Origin of the sequence: Pseudovibrio sp. Ad5 (genome assembly GCF_001623095.1) — a bacterium.
Lineage (GTDB): Bacteria > Pseudomonadota > Alphaproteobacteria > Rhizobiales > Stappiaceae > Pseudovibrio.
In genome coordinates, this window is the sequence record NZ_LMCH01000059.1 from 236,374 (window position 1) to 256,857 (window position 20,484).

Consider the following 20,484-nt stretch of genomic DNA (forward strand, 5'->3'; position numbering starts at 1 on the left):
CTTCATTCCCTCCCGGTTTCCAGAACAACCTTGCCTACCACACGTCGCTCCATGAGGTCTCGAAGCGCCTGAGGAGCTTCCTCCAGAGAATAGCTCTTACTAACAGTCGGGTTGATTTTGCCTTCCTGGAACCATTTAAACAGCTCTGAGAAGTTATTAAGGTCCTTATCCGGCTCCCTCATGCGGAACGCCCCCCAGAACACGCCCATAACAGCACAGCCCTTTAGCAGAGGCAGGTTGGTGGGGATTGATGGGATATCGCCAGCAGCAAAGCCTACAACCAATGCGCGACCATTCCAGGCTGTTGAGCGGAGTGCCTGTTCGAAAAGCTCTCCGCCAACCGGATCGTACACAACATCAACGCCAGCCTTGCCCGTGATCTCCTTAAGACGCTCTCTCAGGTCCTGCGTGGAGTAGTTGATCAGCTCATCCGCACCTGCTTTTCGCGCAGCTTCCAGTTTTTCGGCAGAGCTGGCCGCAGCAATCACCTTGGCACCCATGACTTTGCCCAGCTCGACAGCCGTGAGCCCAACACCACCGCCAGCGCCCAACACCAGCAGTGTTTCTCCTGGTTGCAATTGTGCACGTTGCTTCAAGGCATGCATGGACGTGCCATAGGTCATCGTAAAGCCAGCAGCAACATGAGCAGACATAGCTTCAGGCCGCTTCATGACAGCAGACGCATCAACCACAACTTCTTCTGCATAGCCACCTTGTTGCAGCAGAAGCGCCATCACCGGATCACCCGGCGCAAACTGAGTGACGCCCTCACCCACCACCTCAATTCTGCCAGCAACCTCACCACCTGGCACAAATGGCATTGGCGGCTTGATCTGATATTTTCCCGCAATCACCAGCGTATCAGGGAAGTTGACGCCCGCAGCTTCCACCGCGATCCGCACTTGCCCTTTTTTCGGCTCTTTACGTTCAACGTCTTCCACACGCAGAGCCTCTGGTGGTCCGTATTCTGAGCAGACAACAGCACGCATGATTTCCCTCCCAAATCAAAACATACCCGTGAGTATGTTACGGAAACACAGTGAGCGCAACCACAACGCTAGGCGCAAGTCCCCTCCCCTCTCAGCAAACCTGAATAATTTGAGCAAGACGCTTCGCAATCAGGAAACCACGGTTCATGGAAGCTCTCCTTGTTCTCATCATCCGTTTACATGCAACAGCGAAGATATTCCCATGATGAGTGCTCAATCCATGGAAAGACCGGATGGCTGAACAGGATAAGCCCAGCTTAGCTGATGAATTCAAACGCCTGGAAAGCTCACCGGAAGGACTGACGGGATCAACCGCATCCAACCGGCTGAAGCAATATGGCCCCAATGCGCTGGAAGAAAAGAAGACCAGCAAACTGGCTCAGCTGCTTTTGACATTCTGGGGGCCTATCCCGTGGCTCATCGAAATTGCGGCGATCCTGTCAGCCATCATCGAGCACTGGGCCGACTTCACGATCATCCTGTTTATGCTGATCCTCAACTCTGGCATCGAGTTTGTTCAAAGCAGCAAAGCAGCTGACGCGCTGGCGGCACTAAAATCATCCATGGCACTCAAAGCCCGTGTGAAACGAGACGGGAAGTGGGCTGACATTCCAGCAGAGGAAATCGTTCCCGGTGACATCATCAATCTGGAAAACGGAGACATCATCCCGGCAGACTGCATCTTGGAACGAGGGCCATACCTTGCGGTCGACCAGGCAGCCCTGACGGGCGAGTCTCTCCCGGTCGATAAGCAGATCGGTGATGTGGCGTATTCCGGTTCAATCATTAAACAGGGCACCATGCAGGCACTTGTGACTGCGACGGGTGGCAACACATTCTTTGGTAACACGGCAAAGCTGGTTCAGTCCGCGGGCAACATTTCTCATTTCCAGAAAAGCGTTCTGGGCATTGGCAAATTTCTCATTCTTGGCACAGCCTTGCTTGCTGCGCTCATCATCGTCAAACAGCTTTATTTGCAGCAGAGCATTCTGGGCATCATTGAACTGGTGCTTGTGCTGGTGATCGCCTCAATCCCGGTTGCGATGCCCGCAGTTCTATCTGTCACCATGGCTCTGGGTGCACTCACACTTTCCAGAAAGAAAGCCATCGTTTCGCACCTTCAGGCGATTGAAGAGCTGGCAGGGGTGAATGTGCTGTGCTCCGACAAAACTGGAACGCTCACCAAAAACGAACTCACGCTTGGCGAGCCAGTTCTGTTTGACGCGAAGAGTGAAAAAGAGCTCGTCGTCATGGCGGCCCTTGCATCCAGTACAATAGAAAAAGACGTCATTGATCACCTGATTGTCAGCAAGGCTGAGCGGGGTGTACTGGAGCTTTACAAGCAAAACACATTCACGCCGTTTGATCCCGTAAGCAAACGAACGGAAGCGGGCGTCTCTGGTCCAAGCGGAGCGTTCAAGGTCATCAAAGGTGCACCGCAAGTGGTCATTGATCTTTGCGCAAATGCACCGGAGGAGAAGGCCGCTGCCAGCAGTGCCGTGCACGAGTTTGCCGTCAAAGGCTTGCGCACACTCGGTATCGCCAAGACCAACGAAAACCACGAGTTACGCCTGCTTGGGATCCTCTCTCTTTTTGATCCACCTCGCGACGATTCCAAAGCTGTGATTGAAGAAACCCAGAATGCCGGAATCACCGTGAAGATGGTGACAGGTGATGATATTGCCATCGGCAGAGAGATTGCCGGACAGCTGGGGCTGGGCACCTCGCTTGAAAGCGCCAGTCAGGTGTTCTCTGAGGCAAAGGACATGGACAACCTGCCAGCCAACATCCGCGAGGAGATCGTCAACGCAGATGGCTTCGCCCGCGTCTTTCCCGAGCACAAATACGGTATCGTCAAAGCGCTTCAACAGTCCGGAGATTACGTCGCCATGACAGGTGACGGCGTGAACGATGCCCCGGCATTAAAGCAGGCAGATGTGGGTATTGCCGTTTCAGGTGCAACAGACGCCGCCCGATCTGCCGCTGATCTGATCCTGACGTTGCCCGGTCTGTCCGTCATCACAGATGCAGTAATAGAGGCACGAAAAATCTTCGCGCGGATGATCAGCTACGTTGACTACCGCGTGGCTATGACGATCAACCTGATGGTGTTCGTCTCAGCCAGTGTGTTGCTGTTGGAAGAGGTGCCCCTGACCGCCATCATGATTGTGATGCTGGCATTGCTGGACGACATCCCAATCATCACCATAGCCTACGACAACACAGAGGCTGCACCAGCTCCGATGGAATGGCAGCTTGGAAACATGTTGCGCACAGCAACGGTGCTTGGGCTCATTTCAGTTGTCGAGAACTTCGCCCTGATGATGGCCTCCCGGCATTGGCTGGATGTACCCGCTGCGGAGTTGCAGAGCGTCATGTTCCTGCAGCTGGTTGTCGCCGGGCATTTGTTGTTGTTTGTCTGCCGGCATGATCACTGGTTCTGGCAGGCACCACGCCCTTCAGCGAAATTGCTAATGGCAATTATCACCACGCAATTGCTTGCGGTTGCCATCTGTCGATCCGGCTTCCTTGTTCCCGCGATCAGCTGGGACTTGATCGGCATCGTCTGGGCACAAGCCATCCTCTGGATGTTCGTGCTGAATGTTGCCAGAAAGCTCTGCCGCTAAAAGAAGTGCAACACGCTCTTTTACTCGCCACGCAGACAGACTAGATATAGAGCATTGTCCGCAATTGGAGTTGGCGCGTTGCCGAGCTTACCCCTTCCCTTTTTCACTGCCCTGTTTTTGTGTTTCATCCTGTTACGCCTCATGGTCGGGTATGGACGAAAAATACCGTCGCTGCTCGTGGCGACTATCAGCCTTTATGCAATTCAATCTGTCCTACTCGGTATCAAATGGGGGATGGGTGGGCTCCCCCTCTGGTCGCTCATAGGGCTGGCGTTGTTGTTGCCACCCGCGACCTGGCTCTCATTCCTTCAACTCACTGATCGCCTTTCGAAGAAGGCTGTCGGCTGGACGATTGGCGCGACAGCTGCAACTCTTAGCTCTCTCACTCTCGCACCCGGCTTCAACGCCCCGGTGCTGATTGATCTTACAAGTGTTGTTGTCTATCTCGGCTACGGACTGTTGTTCTTCCGGTCTGCAACGACCAGGCAGTGGGAATGGGCCAGCCATCTGCCCATCGATCAAATGCTCCCGGCACGCCAGACCCAGCTGATCGCAGGCGCTATTTTCTCAACTTCCGCACTTGTTGACCTCGTCGTAGCAGCGGACTTTGCCGTGAACAAGGGGACCAATGCAGCAACCATCGTTGGCACTGCAAACCTCTTCATGCTGCTTGCACTGGTCACAATCGCTGTTCTGTTTACTCGCAAACCAACGACTACACCGCAGTTGCCAGAACCTGAAACAACGACCGCATCAGCCTCCGAGGAACAGATTGTGCTGGTCGAAGCTCTCGATCAACTCATGCAGAACGAGCACCTGTACCGGGATGAAAACCTCTCCCTCGACAGGTTGGCTCGCAAACTCCGTGTGCCGGCTCGCCAGATTTCGACAGCTGTCAACACAGTGCGTGAGATCAACCTGCCGCAATACACCAATGGGTTCCGAGTGGCTGAAGCCTGTCTTCTGTTAGAGACAACGGACAAGCCCATCACCACCATCATTTACGATGTTGGCTTTACAACGAAGTCCAACTTCAATCGCGAGTTCCAACGTGTCACAGGCAAGAGCCCGAGTGTATGGCGGAAGGTGAGCCGTACTGCGCAGAGTGTGGAGACGGCCTAAAAGATCTCTAGCAGGATGCTCGTGGCGTGCTTCCACCCCTTCGCCAAGTTGATGCTGGACACGAGCTTCTCAACATTGATGCGGATGTTTTCCTTTGGAACATCTGCATCAAATTTCAGATAGACCGCGGCCATCTCTCCAACCAAATCGAAGCGCGAAACACTCCCGTCGAAATAGATGACAGACTTCTCTGAGGTGATAGCGAAGTCCTTAAACTGCCCCACAAAGTCACCCGCTAATCTGTCCATCTTAACGCTGATGTTCATCGAATTCGGCAGCCTGAGCGTCGCCGCCGGGTCGCACCAACCAAGCCTCCAGGACCCGCGTCTTTCAAATTTAATGGTCATAAGACCGTCTTCATTCTTGGATGTTGTAGCGGTTAGAGAGCAACCTCTTGCATCGCTTGTATCAAGCTTGATGTCGCTTGAAATGCTATTGCCTCCGACGATGCGCAGACCCAGATTGCTTCCTGAAATCGCGATCGAATGCACACCTTCAGGGCTGAGTGTCTCAGAGGTTTCCATGCCTGTTGAGAATGTGACGTAAGCCGCAATCGCTATTACGCCAATCGCGATAAGGGCTTTGGTGCTGTGCTTTGTTGCCATTTGATAACTCCATGATTTGCCTGTTGGAACCATGGGAGTTTGGCGGATTGCCTGCGACCTAGAACGCGATTTAGGACCAGAATAGCCTTCCTGAAACACGATGGAGGACTTAGTTCCCCTCTACGAGAAGCGCTGTAGCCGCCGCCCGCACGTCTGGCGGAAACGGGCAGGCATGGCGGGCTTCCCTATCCAAATGCGCGCATATCAATTCAGTGGTCGCAATCAATTTCAGCGTTTCAGTATTATGCATTTCATGGAGGATATAGAGCGTCTTTTCATGAATGTCCGTCACCCCGGATCGACACACAAGCAAGTCTCCTGCCAGCGCTTCGGCATGGTATTTCGTGGTTTGTTGAACGGCAGCCATACCCCTGTTGTACTCTCGAAAATAGGTAGCGCTTAGCCCGGCTTGTGAGAACAGATGCCAGTTGGCCTCATCGAACTTCTCGGTGTACCACTGAACATTCATGTGTCCCATATGGTCCAACTGATAGGGGTAAACTACACCGCGATAGGTCTCTATCAACGCTCTGTCCTCACCGCCCGATGGGCCTAATTTATTCTCTGACCCACTCCCAGGCCTTGTCGAGATTTGCCATATCGAAGTGCTTTTCACCTATGCCAAGCATGGCTGCAAACGGACTATCAATCGCGACGAGCCACTCCCAAATCTTCCGATCAGAGACTATTGCGATGCGATGAAAACTTTTGATGTGGGTCATCGCCCACTTCAAATCTTCGTAGCCAGCTTCAATGCCCCACTTCGCTTGATCGTTCAAAATCACCAGCACACTGACATTTGCATGTTTGTCAAGGACGTTCTCAACCTGCGAAATCAGCTCCATTTCTTCGTTAAGATCGACCTTTCCATCCACCTCAAAACCGAGGATGTTCTCCGAACTTTCTGGGAGTTTTTTGATCATTCTGGCACCTCTTTTTCCTGTCAGTATGCTACCTGAACCACGCCTTCCATCCTGTTTCATTCCACGGATAGTTTCGACGTAAATTGGAAATCTCTTGCCAATTCGAAAAGTTGACAGCTGTCCACTTTTATAAAAGTGTAACCGTTATCCGCAGGTGAAGCGGTTGAGACAGTTGATTACAAATGTAATTTGAAAGCTGTGCCGGTACTCCCCATTCTAGTGATGTCTAATAAATATCCCAAGGAGATCACTATGTTTCATCAAGCAGGAATGCACGGATTTCACTTTTTCCCATTCCCAATCACTCTAATTCTCCTGCTCATCATCGGCTTTTTAATCGCCCGGTCCTACGGCTATTTCGGAGGTTCCAACACTGCTCGCAAGGTTGAACCTGAAGAGCCAAAGTCCCAAACCTCAGAAGCTCTGGACATACTCAGCAGACGTTTTGCGACTGGCGAAATCGATGAGGAAGAGTTCCAGAAACGTTCTCAGGTTCTGCGTTTGAACCTGTAACATCCTCCAACATCGGCACTCAATTCGGGCAACCTGAGTGCCGATATCCCTTCCAGAGCAATGTTGTCAGTTGGCAACTCACACGTATTCAGCTCTGATGACCCGTCCGTTTGGTAGGTTAAAAACCTGCACATCTCGCGCAAAGCCGATAAAACCGAGTATCAATCCGATGCTTTGAGGCCCAGTTTTCCTCTCATACTATCCAAGCCAACATTCGCAGCACACAACTCACTCAACAGTCTGTCGCAGATTTGCGGCGGGTTTCTTTTCAGAGGCCCTCAGCTGTTACTGCTGTTTGCAACCACGTTTGCATCAAAAACAACGCAACTCTTGTTAAAGTGTAATAGAGGAAGCCTTTCGCTAAACACATGCAGAAAGGACAGTTTGCGGGCCATTGTCGGAGCTTCTTAAATTATCTAATGCCTCCAATATGTTGGGCCATAACTTAACCGACACCACGAAGCAGCTAGATCTCTAACCCAACCAAGTTCCACGACATTTTGTTACATCTGATTTCTTGCGGAAAAGACAGAGCTGATCCAGTGTTTAGACAAGGTTGAACGCGAACTCCGCAGTCGCAATCGGCCGCACACTGCTGACTTCCCACGTACCCCAACACCGCGAAATCAGCAGTGTGCACCTTACAACTCAGTGCAAACTCATCCGGGCGACCATGTCTTACCTTCGAGCAATTTGGAACTCACCATTTACCTTCTGGTCTATCCTTGCACTCCCGGGGCTTGCTATCATCGGAGAGCTTCTCCGTGAAAGCGACAAGTTGGAGCACCTTCTCCTTCCAACTGGAGAGTTTGCCGCTCGTTTTCTCATCATAAGCCTCATGATCACGTCGCTGATGTTCCTGACAAACGGTCAACGATGGGTGCGTTGGCTGATGGCACGGCGGCGGTATATTGGCGTAGCTGCAGCTTGCTATTCAGCTCTGCATGTCGCTATCTACCTGCTGGATAAGGGATCTCTTGGCCCTATCCTGCAAGATCTCGTCAAAATCGGGATCTGGACTGGATGGCTGGCTTCTCTCATTTTCATTCCGCTCACAGTCACCAGCAATGATTGGTTCATCGCCCAGCTCGGATCCAGATGGAAGAACCTTCAGAAACTTGCTTACGCAGCAGCAGTCCTCGTGTTCGCCCATTGGGTCCTGGTAGACTACAAATTTGGGCCAGCACTGGTGCATTTCACACCGCTTCTACTCTTAGAGCTCTACAGATATGTGCACGTCACCAATAAACGAAAAGAGCGTAAGCTCTCCGCCCACGCTTAAATCCCAAGCAAGCCTCCAACTAAGCCCGCCTCTTCCCAAAGGCGGGCTTTTCTTTGCTCTCCTTTTGTAGTGAGGACAGTTCCTTCAATCACAGTTAAGCTGTTGAAATGGAGGAGGGACCATATAATGACTACAACCGATTTTCAGAAAATAGAGAGCGCAAGCCTTACGCATCCGACTGCCTTGAAGCTTAGCCTGCCAGATCCATTACCTGATGATATTCAGGAGCTTTTTGGGAAATGTCAGAGCAAACTCGGGTTGATCCCGAACGTGCTGATTGCCTTCGCACATCGACCAGAAAAGCTCAGGGCGTTTTCTCAGATGTATAATGAGCTCATGCTTGGAGACTCTGGCATTTCCAAACTGGAACGAGAGATGATTGCTGTCACCGTTTCGTCGATCAATTCCTGCTGGTATTGTCAGGTCGCCCATGGCGCTGCTGTTCGGGAGTATTCCAACAAGCCGGAACTGGGTGAAGCTATGGTGATGAACTATCGCTATGCTGATCTGACTGACAAGCAGCGTGTGATGCTCGACTTTTCTACAAAGATTGCGAAGACGTCCTCTGAGATTGTTGAGGGTGACCGGCAAGGCCTTCGGGATATTGGGTTCTCGGAAGAAGACATCTGGGACATTTGCGAAGTCGCGGCCTTTTTCTCCATGTCCAACCGCATGGCCTCTGCAACAGGCATGCAGCCCAACCCAGAGTATCACTCCGCAGCACGATAGAAGTGAGCAGGGGAGGGGAGTTTCAGCTGTCAACTCGGCTTCAAAAAAGTTGACAGCTGTCAACACAGAAAGGCCTTGCCAGTGGGTGAGGAGAGGAGTATATCGTGTATCGACGATATACGGAATCAACGATGACAGAAAACACCTGCGTTACGGAATTTGCACCTGCCTCTTTGAATGAAGCAGAAGAAGAAAAGCTCGCCGTCCAGGCCAAAGCCCTGGCGCATCCAGCGCGTGTCCGCTTGCTGAAGATTATGGCGGCTCAACCCGGTTGTGTCGGTGGAGATCTCGTGAACTCTATCGGTCTGGCGCAATCCACTGTGTCTGAGCATCTTCGCATACTGAAGGATGCAGGCTTCATACTGGCGGAAGTTCAGCGCCCGCGCATTTGTTATTCAGTCAATCGGTCTGAGTTGAAGAACTTCAACTTCCTCTTTGAGAGCAGCTTCAAACTCTAAAATTTATCGACATTCATCGTCTATCGACGATAGGCAGGAGAAATCATGGGTACTTTTGAACGCTACCTCTCAGTCTGGGTAGGTCTTGCAATGGCTCTGGGGGTAGGGGCAGGCCTCCTTCAACCTGGCCTTTTTCAGATCATCGGTGACTTGCAGGTCGGCGGGATCAATCTGGTCATCGCAGTTCTGATCTGGCTTATGATCTATCCAATGATGGTGCAGGTCGAGTTCACCGAGGTTCGCAATTGCTTTGTGAAACCAAAGGGCCTCATCGTAACGCTGGCCATGAATTGGCTGGTGAAACCCTTCACCATGGCAGCTCTGGCCGTGCTGTTCATGCGCCATATCTTTGCGCCGTTCATTCCGGCAGATTTGGCGGATCAATACATCGCAGGCATGATCTTGCTTGGCGTTGCTCCTTGCACAGCGATGGTGTTTGTCTGGTCGTATCTAACAAAGGGCAATGCAAGTTATACGGTGGCTCAGGTTGCAACCAATGACCTGATTATGATCTTTGCTTTCGCGCCAATCGCGGCGTTTTTGCTGGATGTCTCAAACATCATCGTCCCATGGGATGTATTGTTGGTTTCAACCGCACTGTTTGTTGCGTTGCCATTGGGGGCAGGGTGGTTGACCCGGCTCGGCCTCAAAGACAAACAACACCTTTCTTCATTCAGTGCAGGGATGAAACCATTCTCGATTGCAGGTCTGGTGGGCACGGTGTTCTTGCTGTTTGGTCTTCAGGCGGACAACATCATTTCATCACCAGCAGACATCGTTCTCATCGCGATTCCGCTTCTCATCCAAACTGTCCTGATTTTCTTCGTCACCTACTTCTGGATGCGGAAGTGGCGCCAGCCGCACAATGTTGCAGCACCCGGCGCGATGATCGGTGCGTCGAACTTCTTTGAGTTGGCCGTCGCTGTTGCTATTAGTCTGTTCGGCGTCACCTCCGGAGCAGCCTTGGCAACCATCGTTGGTGTACTGGTTGAGGTGCCGGTGATGTTGGTGCTGGTTTCTTATGCCAATCGGACTCGCGGGCAGTTCTCTAAAGACGATCAGGTCCCGGCTTCAACAGCTCATTCCAAAACTTAAGCGTGAGGGCAGGGGAGTGATCTCCTGCCCTTCGTCTCTCTTGGTTTTTCGTTCTTCTCTGAGTATGCTCATGGTCTATTGCACCAGTTATTTTATGAGCAACTTATGACCCCCAACAATATTCCCGTTCTCAGCAACGGCGTTTCCGTTTTTCTTCTCGACCTGAATGCAGAGGAGCCGCAGGTCTTGCTTATGCGCCGCGCTGATACTTTGCTCGGCGCCTGGTGTCAGGTCGCAGGCAAGGTTGAACCAAATGAGACCGGCTGGGAAGCAGCATTACGAGAGGTGAAAGAGGAAACCGGTTTGGTCCTCACCGAACTCTGGTCTGCTGATCTGTGCGAGGAGTTTTATGTTGCGGAAAAAAACATCATCCAAAAACTGCCAGTATTCGTGAGCTTTGTTTCCAGCGAAACGCCAATCACCATCAATGAGGAACACGATGCCTATCAATGGTTTTCATTTGATGATGCCATGGAGCTGTTCAGCTTTCCCGGCCAGCGCCGCGTTCTTGAATATCTCCAGGCCGAGTTCGTAACACGCAAAGCAAGCCCACATCTTCGGATCGAGTTACCGACACAGCAGAATGAGGACGCCAGCGAAGTTTTGAGCTCCTGACACTCCACATTCTCTATTCATGGAAGTGCCGGAACTCTGGTGGTATTCAATGCTGAACGAACTCATTCTTCTGAGACACGGTGAAAGTGAGCACATGCTGGAAGGTGTTGTGGGCGGTTGGACAAATTCGACACTTACACCTCTCGGCGTCACTCAAGCAAAGCAAACTGCCGATTACTTGGCAAAATCTGTTCCAACTCCTGCCTTTCAAATTTTTACCAGCGATCTGACACGCGCAGTGCAAACTGCGGAATGGATAACTCAGAAAACCGGAAATCCGTTCACCAAAGCCGGGCAGTTGCGTGAATTGAACAACGGCGTGGCAAAAGACCTCTCAAAAGCAGAAGCCCAGAAAATCTGGAGCTCACCAACCGAACCAGTTCTTGATTGGATTCCTTACGATCAGAGTGAAAGTTGGCGGATGTTGTATTCTCGAATTGCGACCTACATGGAATTCTTAGCGAATGCCAACATGGAGAGGCTCATAATCATTAGCCACGCAAACTCCATCATTTGCATCATCAACTGGTGGCTTGGCCTTTCAAGCGATATTCACCTACAGAACATTACGCACGACATCAGACCCTGCAGTCTCACGCATTTGACACGAGAGAAGGATGGTTCTTCCAGAGTGGCAAAATTAAACGATGTAAGCCATCTGATGTGATGACCAAAGATCTAGGTTCAACCTAGCGATGTTAAGGAGGAGGCGGGTAATTGACCACCAGGATAAGAGATAAATCTGCTTCTCTTGGCTTAATCTGAATCCTTTACCATTTTCAATGAGACCATTATGTCCCAAGTCCCTGTTTTTTGCGACGCCGCAACCGTATTTCTCATCAACAAGAACACTGAAGAGCCACAGGTTCTCCTGCTTCACCGCCTCAAACCACCAGTTCATACCTGGAGTCAGATTGTTGGGGGTATCGAAGCAGGAGAGACAGCCTGGCAAGCAATGCTACGCGAAGTGAGAGAAGAGACTGGCATAGTGCTCGACAACCTTTGGTCCGCAGATGCTGATATTCGTTTCTACATCCCAGAAAAGAACAGCTTCGTAATTCTGCCAGTGTTTGTTGCAGATGTTCCTCACGATACCCCAATTACGATCAATGAAGAGCACGATACCTATCAATGGTTTTCCTTTGCGGATGCAAAGGCGTTGGTGAGTTTTCGGGAACAACGCAATATGCTTGACCTTATCGAAGACGAATTCATCACCCGCACACCAACACCACACTTGCGGATCCATCTACCCCATCCGCAAGAAACCGGCATTGCAGACCCTTACCCCAGAGCCAGTCCATAAAGCGACTTGTGCAGGGCGAGTTTTCCGTCCTTGGCGCGGTCAACACAGGCGCGGAAGTAACCCGCCGGTCGCGAAATGCCTTCAGGATCGCGCAGGGTTTTTTCAACCGTCACCACCAGAACCGCCGCAGCCATTTTTTCGCCCAGTGTCACAACCGCTTGCTTCCAGCCATCTTCGGAAAGGCCAATCGCCAAACGAAGCTGCTCGCCAGACTGCGCAAGCTCGAACCAGCTTGAAAACTGCATGCCCAGCATTTCCTGGGTCTCTGTTGTTGCGCTATCAATCAAACCAATGGAAATAGCAGATAAATGCTCACTTAAACCGTTATCTAACTGACCAGATTGCCGAGATTGCAATTGAGCTGGAGCATTGGATTTGGCAGAGAATTTGCTTGATTGGTCTTTTTCAAGAGCAATCTTCGAAGCTTCGTTAGAAGCGGAGTTGGTATTTGAGTAGCCATCGTTAGATGGCTGCCGTATTTTACTATTTATATGAGTTTGATGGGTTGTAATATTATAAGGGGTGACATCAATGTCATGGTCGCCTGACATTTTGGCATATTCATTGAAATCTAAAGCAGTTTGCTCGTCCCCGGTTTTGTCTTCTGTGAGCTCTTCCACAAGCAGTTCATAGAGTTTTGAAACCTTGTCTGCCCGCTCAAGAAGCAGCATTGGCGTTTCCATAATGGCAGAGAGTTCTTCCAGGAACACGGTACAATCCACGCCTTCGCTTTGCCCGGTCCGGCAAGCGTCAACGATTGCGCGAGACAGCCGGTTAACAGTCCGCTTTGCTTCCTGCTCTGCCCGCACCCGTGCTTGAAACTCTTCCCCAATCCGTTTGATCTCATCAATCCGCTGGCGTGCCGGCGAAAAGTCAAAACCATATCCACGGTCAATCTCACCACTTGCACCATTGCGGTAGATAAAACGACGGCCTGTTGAACTGTCGCGGTATGCCAGTATGCCCACCTCAACCAGTCGCTTAAGTGCACGGATCACGGTGCGCGTGGAGCGGCACACGTATTCAGCCAACTTGTCATTGGAGATCGCGACCAGCGGCCGGCGGTCCTGTTTCCAGTCATCTGCCCGTGTCAGGCCGATCAGAATATCGAGAATATGGTAGGCGGTACCATCAATCCCCAGAGCAGGGGCTGCCTTTTTTAACGTGATCGCCACCTCGGCTTTTGTTGTTTTGACGATATCATTCGCCATTGCCAGTCGCTGGCTTTCCAACATGCCGGGTGTCATTTTGCGAAAGGACGCAACACCGGTGCTTTGCATAGCTAACCCATTCACCGAGGGAAGACCCAAGGTGTTATCCAAGTAAGATTGGGGATTGAGCGCCCGAAAAAGCAAAAATGCGCCACAAAGGGTTTCAAGAAAGCATTGCTGACTTGATTCGCACCGCGCGTTCGTCGTAGGATGATCGTGCTAAAGATGGTCCTCGACGAGTGCTCTTCACTCTCTTGGGCGACGATTTTAGGGCCTTGCTGATTGCCGTCAGCAGGGCCTTTCGTCATTCAGGGGTTACACCATCAGGCATCCTCCCCCTTCGTGTCTTCAAATTTGGCAATCAGACCGGGCAGCTCTTTCAGCAAGAAGGAGCCAAAGTCACTCTGCGTTTTGCTATCAACGGAGAAGACGGTCGCTTTGCCAGTGTGCTTGACGAGCACATGCTTGTTTCCAAGCCATTCAGAAGATTTCGCGGCGCGGGTATGAGCTGCAACAGCAATCTCACCAGAAGAGGACGCAGAACCTGCCTCCATCTCGCTTGGCGTTTCCTGCAGCAGCTGCAACACTTCGCTAAACCGCTCATCGCTGTGCAGCTCTGTGAATGAGTCCAGCGCAAACAGCGAGGCAATCGCTTTTTCGTGGTTTGGCGCCAGCTGGCCCTCGTGGAAGAAACTTGCCATCTCTTCCCAACGTGGCCGTCCGATTTTTGGGGCAGGCCCAATCACACGCAAAAACTCCTCAGGCATGGTTGCCGCCAGCTTGCGGAGTTTGGAAACGAGAGACTTGTCTTTGCCAATGGCTTTGACAATGAGCGTCTGCGGGTAATCTTGCGCAAGGCGGAATACAAACAGGCAGGTTTCAATGAAACTCAGGTCTTTCCGTTCATGGTTTTCCTGGCCTTGAGCAACCAACAATTCTTCATCAGAGAGCGGCTTGATGACACCGCGGACGGGCTTGCCCAAAGCGCGGCAGGCTTTCCAACGACGGTGACCATAAGCAATCTGGTAGATGCCGTCTTCATCTGGCGCAGGACGCACCAGAATTGGCACTTGCTGTCCAGTCTCCGCAATAGACTCTTTGAGCGCCTCAAATGCCGGATCAAACGCAACTTCCATACGGTCCGCAACAAAGGAGGGTTGAACCTGTTCCGTGTTCAGTTCCACCACATTGTCGGAGGTCGCCATTTGCGTGTTCAGCGTTTTCAACTCTTCACGCAGTTTGTCGCGTTCGTCTTTGATCAGGTTGATCTCGGCTGCGCCAATAGCACCGGACGACAAACGGGGGCGAGGCGCTGTTGCATCCGCAACCATGCCTGCCATACCGCCGCCTGAAAACAGCGTGTCTAATGCGTTTTTCCGGTCCTTAGCTTTGTTCATAGTGTTCGACCCCAAGAGCTGCGGAGAAGATCTTCAATTTCACGGTTTACCGAATCCATGGATTCAAGCGCACGCTTAAGCGTTTCGCGGCCAATGGCGCCCGGTTCCAGTTCGTAAAGCGATTTCTTTTCAAGGCCCGCATTGGCAACCGCGGTGGATTCCAAAGCGGGCGATGTCAGCACATCCTCACCAAAGAGGGCACGTAACAAGCCAACCACACGGGTTTGCGGGCTGTCATTTGGATTGTGACGGGTCACAAGGAAACGCATCCAATCCAGATTCATTTCGCCGCCATTGTTCTCAATCACGGCCATCAGGTCAGAACTCATGCCGAGGAACTGGTTACAGCTTGCAAGGTCCAGCATCTGCGGGTGCAGCGTGATAAGCAATCCGGTGGATGCAAACAGCGCGCCCAGTGTGAGGAAGCCAAGCTGTGGCGGACAATCGATCACAACAACATCGTAGCGATCATCAACTTCGTTCAGAACGTTGCGGATGCGGCGGAAGAAGATGTTTTCGCCGGTAGATGCGCCAGAAGCGATCGCTGTTGGCACAATGTGCTCGAACTCAGCCAGCTCAAGGTTGGCCGGAACCAGATCCAGATTGTCAAAATAAGTCGGGCGGATTACGTCACCCAGTGTCCGACGGCCTTCATCATAACGCAGAGCACCAAACAAGGTGCAGTTTGGCTCAACATCAAACTCAGGCTGCACACCAAACATCGCGGAAAGCGAGGCTTGCGGATCAAGATCAATCGCGAGCACACGGTAGCCGCGCAGAGCCAGATAATGGGCAAGATGCGTGCTGGTAGTGGTCTTTGCGGAGCCACCTTTAAAGTTGGCGCATGCAATCACCTGCAGCTTTTCACCGTCGCGACGGCGCGGCAGGATATTAACGGCTTCATCGCCTTTTTTACGGGCGGCAAGCACTTCACGGATCGCGTTGATCTGCTGCAACGTGTAACTGCGGCGGCCATTGGCAAGGCGGGTCGGCGTCGGGCCTTCGCCGTCCAGATCCAGCTGGCGAATGGTGCTTTCAGAAACACCGATAAGACGGGCAACATCGACAGAAGAGAACGAGCGCAGCAATTTATGCGCTTCAGGCGGATAAAGTTCTTGTCTTAACCGGTGCAGCTGGCCAGAAAGGAGCTGCGAATAACGGGAGATCTTCTCAGACGGAGTTTCCTCACGCAAAAGAGTGTTGTTGCCGTATTCCACTTCGCTTAGCCCTCAAACGGTTCTAGTCATCTACAAACGGAAAGTGCGCCCATATGGCCCGTGTTTGCGTCGAAAGGGTAACCAACCTGTAGTTCAGTTCAATCCCTTTTTGGTTAATCCTCATTAACACTTATGATCAGCGTTTTTCTGAGAGGCATAATATCTATTATTTTCAATTAGTTATGCTGTTTCAAAAACTCAAAAACGAGGCGTGCATAAAATCGACAAAACAACCGATCCATTTCTCCAGAAACATATTCATGCGTCAGCTCGCTCCGACTCAATCATCCAGCTTCTGATTCTCACGCCTCCTCACAGAGCAATAACACTGCGTGGAGTAGGGAGGATAAGTTTTCTGAAACACCAGAGATAAGCTGAGCAATTCATCGCGTATTGGGGGGAGATATTTTGCGATCTATAAGTGATTTCCACTTAGAGCGTTGCTAATAGTTTCTGCCGTTTATACGCGAAGAAGTGAGCCGGCAGAGTATAGTTGAGATTATTTTATTAAAATAGCGAATAAACTCTATTTCTGTTCATCGAACTCTAAGTAAGTCTGATTCATATGCTCAATGAATAAGACCGTACTTACACATTTTTTTAAAAATAATCGATAATTCGACGATATTTCCAATAAAACGCTCTCGTTTTATTGGAAAGTTATGTCATTCCTACGCAATTTCATTGCTTTTATAGTTCAGATATTGTTTTACAATTGATGTAATAAGAAGGCCAATTCATATTTGCAATTTAACTTGGCCGGATAACAAAACAAATGACCTAGTTTCCATACCGACGAAAAGAAACGCCAAATTGCATAGATAATAATTGTAAGGCAGATAACTTTGAAAATAGAGGATACCTTAGAAAGAGCCGTAACATCGGTCACTGCACAAAACGTCCCGTCATCCGCCTCTCTCATTGACAGGGCCTACGCGCACCTGCGGGCGGCAATTTTGTCTGGCCAGCTTGAGCCGGGCAGTAAATTGCGCATTCGCGAGATGTGCAGCACATTTGATGTTGGGCCTACACCTGTACGCGAAGCACTTTCCCGTCTGGTGTCTCAAGGACTGGTTGCCACGCAATCTCATAAGGGATTTTATATTCCAGAACTTTCGCAAAAAGAGTTTCAGGATATTATTGATCAGCGCCGCCTTCTTGAAAGCGCAACGGTGAGAACCGCCGTTGAAAAGGGCGACGCTCAGTGGCGCGAAAGCGTGCTGGATGCCTACCATGCTCTGCAGGAAATTGAGCGGACATGGCAAGCTTCACGGCGTGATTTCTGGAATGAATGGGAAGAAGCCAACCGCGTGTTTCATATGACGTTGGTTGAGGGAGCAGGCTCCAGTTGGGCAAGCCGGTTCCTGCATATGCTTCATGACCAGTGCACCCGCTACCGCGCTGCCATGCGCCGTGCCGGGTTTATTTCAGAAGGCGTTCAGGATGATCACACTCAGCTGATCAATGCTGTGCGCACTGGGGACGGTGAACTGGCCGAGCAAACGATCAAAGCACATGTTGATCGTCTACCTGCTCTTTGCATGCCATCTTAGAGCGCGTTCCGTTTGATTGGTTTCAATCAGACGACAAGAATTCGCTCCACCAAAGATATTAGAGCGCGATGCGTGAATGTTAATGATCGCGACGTGCTCTAATGGCTTGATATATTGAATTTATTGTCGGTGAGAGACTTGTTCTCCCACCGCAATAGCCGGTGAGTGATCCAGAATTGCCTCTGGTGAGCGCAAACGCTGCCAGGTTTGATGAGCATCAGCCTGTGCAGTGATATCCTCGTATCCAAGCGCGCTGTAAAACTTCAACGCAGGCTGATTGATGCGGTGCACTTTCAACTCGTGCCTGCAGCCATAATTTTCCAGCAAAAACTGAAGTGCCTTTCGCCCGAACCCGCGTTTGTGGTGGGCGTAGTCTATGTACAGCGAATGCAGGAAGTGCTCTGGCGTGAAGTAGCCAATGAAGCCGATACGCTCTCCTGCCTGCTTCAAGACCCAGACATCCTCCCCCTCAACAAGGCTTTGAAACTGGCTGGCATCTACGAGGCTGGTGTAGTCATAGGCAAACGTACGGCTCGCTACGCTCTCATAGAGCGCAGCGAGCACGTCGTGGTCGTCAGATGTGTAGGGCTGGATTTGGAGCAAGCCTTGCCTTCCGTGTTCAGGGTCAGGCTTTACTGGCCGTCCAGACATTCTGGCGGCAAAACTTCCGTTTTGTTCTGCGAATCCAGGAAATGATCGAAGCTGTGGTTACTCGCCTGCGTTTCAACCTGCTCATAAGCGGCGCGGGACTGAGACACCATCGCGTCCTGGAACTTCAGACGTTCACCAGACAGCGGCATCGCTTTCAGGTGGTCCGACTGGTTCTTGGAAAGATCAGCGATGAAGCCGGTGTAAGAGCCCTTCTGCTTCACGCCCTTGAGAATTTGAGCAGATGGTGTGAGCTCAGGATTGTCCAGCTTGGCCGCTTGTGCGTTCACAGCATCTGTATGGCCTGTACCACCGTACACTTCATCCATGATCTGAGCTGTCAGACGCATATCATCAAGAACCTGATGGCCTGCTTCACGCAGTTCCATACCACCATCCCCGTAGGCTGGTAGCATCAGGTTTGGCAGACGACCCTGCCAGGCAACCATGCGCTGCTGATCGTTGAGCGCCTGCTGCTCTCCAGAGGAGATACATGGAGACGGAGCAAGGGTCATATGGGTCAGGAAGGCATTGAGGAAGTGCGCCTGCTGCTCACAAATCCCAATCGGATTGAGCGGATTGATGTCGAGAGAGCGCAGTTCGATGTATTCAACACCACGGCGACACAGCGCAGCAATCGGGCGCTCGCCTTCCTTGGTGTTTCGCTTAGGCCGTGCAGAGCCGTACAGCTCGTTTTCAAGCTGCAGCTGGTGCGTGTTGATCTGCTTGTAATCGCCTTCTTCCGCCACACCAATTTGCTCGTACTGGCGCACAGACGTTGCAAGAGCGCCGCGCAGGCCTTCAATGTAATCGCAAAGAGAATTGTAGTGAATGTCCAGCTCACTCTGCACGACGCTGGTGTAACCCAAATCGCTCATGCGCAGAGACGTTGCATATTCGCCGAAATAAGTGTCATCACCCAGCATGGACAGGGTCGGGTGCGGGGAGGCCAGATAGCTTTTGTCTACGGCAGGAGAAGCCCCAAACAGGTAAAGCACCAGCCAGCCATGACGTTGCAGGTTACGGATCAGGCCGAGATACCCGGCACTGCGGAAGTCCTGAAGGCTTCCGCCGGAGGTACACTGCTCATGAAACTCGTGCCAAAGGCCATCGGAGATGGAGAAGTTGTAGTGGATCCCGGAGATCGTCTGCATACGCTTGCCATAGCGATGCGCCAGTCCCTTGCGGTACAGCGTTTTGATCTGCGCCGCATTCGAGTTTCCATACTCCGCGATGCGGATCGTCTCATCACCGGCGATTTCCGGCGGCATGGACGCATTCCACAAATACTCGCCATCATCCGTCTTACGCGCTGCAAAAGCCTGCAGTTCTTTCAGAAAATCCAGGCTCTCTGCAACAGAATGCACAGCAGGTGTGATAAACTCCACCTGAGCCTCAGAAAAGTCTGTCGTGATAAATTTGTGCGTTAGCGTTTTACCCAGAGATTCCGGGTGATCACGCAATGACATAAAGCCATCTCTGCCAACACGCAGAGCTTCTTTTTCGATCCCCACGCGGAGTTCAGCAAGACCTTTTCGTACTGTGCTATTTTCCAACAGCTTCAGCGTGGCTTCACCTAATTTTGTCATTCTCGTTCCGTTAATCTGCGCAAAACGGCTATATGGGCTCAAAGTATCCTTGTGCACCTTTCGGTTCACTCTCTCATAGATACTTCCTAATTTCGTGGATGCAAGAGTACAAAACCTGTCGAATTTTCCTTAGTGTTTTATGCGCAACGTCCATCATTAATGCGTGAACCAAGTTCAATTCGAGAATAAAATTAAACTGAGAAAATGAAGAAATTACCCGTCTGACTATCAACATGCCAACAAGATGTATTCCTTAACCCGCTTCAATAATCAAAAAAAATATACTTTGGCAAAGCACAGCCTATCCACGACCTAAACTGCTGATTTCACCATGAAAGCTCCAGATTATCTTCACTAGCAAAGACATAGAACAGGAAACAGCACACTTGCATGCACCGAAATACAATCCTCTGGTTCATAAAAAAACCGAGCATTCCTAAACCGCCTTACAAAGTTCGTGTGCATTTTGAACACTCTATCTGATATTTCGAACGCCGTGCATCATGCTGCACAGCCAGAAACTTCCATGCAAACCTTACTCGGCATCTAAACTTTGCTTGCTTTAAGCTGAAGCATTCTCAGGAAAGTCACAGTCGCTCATCCCG

Annotated in this window: 20 protein-coding genes; 11 read left to right on the forward strand and 9 right to left on the reverse strand. The window is 51.1% G+C overall.

What is annotated here, in order from left to right:
- Window positions 1-2: 2 nt before the first annotated feature.
- Complete coding sequence (locus PsAD5_RS17465; RefSeq protein WP_063293005.1) at window positions 3-989, reverse strand: NADPH:quinone oxidoreductase family protein; 987 nt, start codon at window positions 987-989, stop codon at window positions 3-5.
- Between the two features lie 233 nt (window positions 990-1,222).
- Here PsAD5_RS17465 and PsAD5_RS17470 point away from each other — a divergent pair, with 233 nt between their 5' ends.
- Both PsAD5_RS17470 and PsAD5_RS17475 read left to right on the forward strand, forming a co-directional pair.
- On the forward strand, window positions 1,223-3,616 hold the full coding sequence (locus PsAD5_RS17470; RefSeq protein WP_063293006.1) for a plasma-membrane proton-efflux P-type ATPase: 2,394 nt from the start codon (window positions 1,223-1,225) through the stop codon (window positions 3,614-3,616).
- Between the two features lie 78 nt (window positions 3,617-3,694).
- A complete protein-coding gene (locus PsAD5_RS17475) occupies window positions 3,695-4,738 on the forward strand; it encodes a helix-turn-helix domain-containing protein (protein WP_063293091.1) in 1,044 nt (347 codons plus the stop codon).
- On the opposite strand, the gene PsAD5_RS17480 is transcribed toward PsAD5_RS17475, so the two are convergent.
- From PsAD5_RS17480 to PsAD5_RS17490, 3 genes are all read right to left on the reverse strand, one after another.
- Entirely contained in the window at window positions 4,735-5,343 is a 609-nt protein-coding gene (locus PsAD5_RS17480; RefSeq protein ID WP_063293007.1) for a hypothetical protein, read from the reverse strand. The genes PsAD5_RS17475 and PsAD5_RS17480 overlap by 4 nt on opposite strands.
- Window positions 5,344-5,452: 109 nt before the next feature.
- The gene (locus PsAD5_RS17485; RefSeq protein WP_063293008.1) at window positions 5,453-5,869 is read right to left on the reverse strand and encodes an acyl-CoA thioesterase; all 417 of its coding nucleotides are present in this window, start codon (window positions 5,867-5,869) and stop codon (window positions 5,453-5,455) included.
- A gap of 31 nt (window positions 5,870-5,900) precedes the next feature.
- Window positions 5,901-6,266, reverse strand: coding sequence for an STAS/SEC14 domain-containing protein (locus tag PsAD5_RS17490; RefSeq protein WP_057462154.1), 366 nt, complete (start codon window positions 6,264-6,266; stop codon window positions 5,901-5,903).
- 252 nt (window positions 6,267-6,518) lie between these two features.
- Between PsAD5_RS17490 and PsAD5_RS17495 the strand changes: the two genes are divergently transcribed.
- The 8 genes from PsAD5_RS17495 (at window position 6,519) to PsAD5_RS17530 (ending at window position 12,264) form a co-directional block, all read left to right on the forward strand.
- Window positions 6,519-6,779 (forward strand): SHOCT domain-containing protein, encoded by a 261-nt coding sequence (locus PsAD5_RS17495; protein ID WP_063293009.1) that lies wholly within the window; start codon window positions 6,519-6,521, stop codon window positions 6,777-6,779.
- Window positions 6,780-7,452: 673 nt separating this feature from the next.
- Window positions 7,453-8,061: a ferric reductase-like transmembrane domain-containing protein gene (locus PsAD5_RS17500; RefSeq protein WP_063293010.1), complete on the forward strand. Its 609-nt coding sequence runs from the start codon at window positions 7,453-7,455 to the stop codon at window positions 8,059-8,061.
- Between the two features lie 126 nt (window positions 8,062-8,187).
- The gene (locus tag PsAD5_RS17505; RefSeq protein WP_063293011.1) at window positions 8,188-8,790 is read left to right on the forward strand and encodes a peroxidase-related enzyme; all 603 of its coding nucleotides are present in this window, start codon (window positions 8,188-8,190) and stop codon (window positions 8,788-8,790) included.
- A 131-nt stretch (window positions 8,791-8,921) separates the two neighbouring features.
- Entirely contained in the window at window positions 8,922-9,248 is a 327-nt protein-coding gene (locus PsAD5_RS17510; protein WP_063293012.1) for an ArsR/SmtB family transcription factor, read from the forward strand.
- Window positions 9,249-9,293: 45 nt separating this feature from the next.
- Window positions 9,294-10,343 (forward strand): ACR3 family arsenite efflux transporter, encoded by a 1,050-nt coding sequence (arsB, locus tag PsAD5_RS17515; RefSeq protein ID WP_063293013.1) that lies wholly within the window; start codon window positions 9,294-9,296, stop codon window positions 10,341-10,343.
- A 105-nt stretch (window positions 10,344-10,448) separates the two neighbouring features.
- Window positions 10,449-10,958, forward strand: a complete 510-nt coding sequence (locus tag PsAD5_RS17520; protein WP_063293014.1) for an NUDIX hydrolase — start codon at window positions 10,449-10,451, stop codon at window positions 10,956-10,958.
- 49 nt (window positions 10,959-11,007) lie between these two features.
- Window positions 11,008-11,625 carry a histidine phosphatase family protein gene (locus PsAD5_RS17525; RefSeq protein ID WP_275078133.1) on the forward strand — a complete coding sequence of 206 codons (618 nt, stop codon included), beginning with the start codon at window positions 11,008-11,010 and terminating at the stop codon, window positions 11,623-11,625.
- A 126-nt stretch (window positions 11,626-11,751) separates the two neighbouring features.
- Complete coding sequence (locus PsAD5_RS17530; RefSeq protein WP_063293016.1) at window positions 11,752-12,264, forward strand: NUDIX hydrolase; 513 nt, start codon at window positions 11,752-11,754, stop codon at window positions 12,262-12,264.
- Here PsAD5_RS17530 and repC read toward each other — a convergent pair.
- From repC to repA, 3 genes are all read right to left on the reverse strand, one after another.
- Window positions 12,243-13,544, reverse strand: coding sequence for a plasmid replication protein RepC (repC, locus tag PsAD5_RS17535; RefSeq protein ID WP_063293017.1), 1,302 nt, complete (start codon window positions 13,542-13,544; stop codon window positions 12,243-12,245). The two genes, PsAD5_RS17530 and repC, sit on opposite strands and share 22 nt — an antisense overlap.
- Window positions 13,545-13,798: 254 nt before the next feature.
- The gene (gene repB, locus PsAD5_RS17540) at window positions 13,799-14,872 is read right to left on the reverse strand and encodes a plasmid partitioning protein RepB (protein WP_063287828.1); all 1,074 of its coding nucleotides are present in this window, start codon (window positions 14,870-14,872) and stop codon (window positions 13,799-13,801) included.
- Window positions 14,869-16,089: a plasmid partitioning protein RepA gene (repA, locus tag PsAD5_RS17545; RefSeq protein ID WP_063287827.1), complete on the reverse strand. Its 1,221-nt coding sequence runs from the start codon at window positions 16,087-16,089 to the stop codon at window positions 14,869-14,871. Before repA ends, repB begins: the two co-directional genes overlap by 4 nt.
- An 845-nt stretch (window positions 16,090-16,934) precedes the next feature.
- On the opposite strand from repA, the gene PsAD5_RS17550 reads away from it, so the two are divergent.
- Complete coding sequence (locus PsAD5_RS17550) at window positions 16,935-17,642, forward strand: GntR family transcriptional regulator (protein ID WP_208989126.1); 708 nt, start codon at window positions 16,935-16,937, stop codon at window positions 17,640-17,642.
- Between the two features lie 120 nt (window positions 17,643-17,762).
- Here PsAD5_RS17550 and PsAD5_RS17555 read toward each other — a convergent pair whose 3' ends face one another.
- Both PsAD5_RS17555 and gshA read right to left on the reverse strand, forming a co-directional pair.
- Window positions 17,763-18,293, reverse strand: coding sequence for a GNAT family N-acetyltransferase (locus PsAD5_RS17555; RefSeq protein WP_084405996.1), 531 nt, complete (start codon window positions 18,291-18,293; stop codon window positions 17,763-17,765).
- Window positions 18,275-19,879, reverse strand: coding sequence for a glutamate--cysteine ligase (gene gshA / locus PsAD5_RS17560; protein WP_063293018.1), 1,605 nt, complete (start codon window positions 19,877-19,879; stop codon window positions 18,275-18,277). Before gshA ends, PsAD5_RS17555 begins: the two co-directional genes overlap by 19 nt.
- Between the last annotated feature and the right edge of the window lie 605 nt (window positions 19,880-20,484).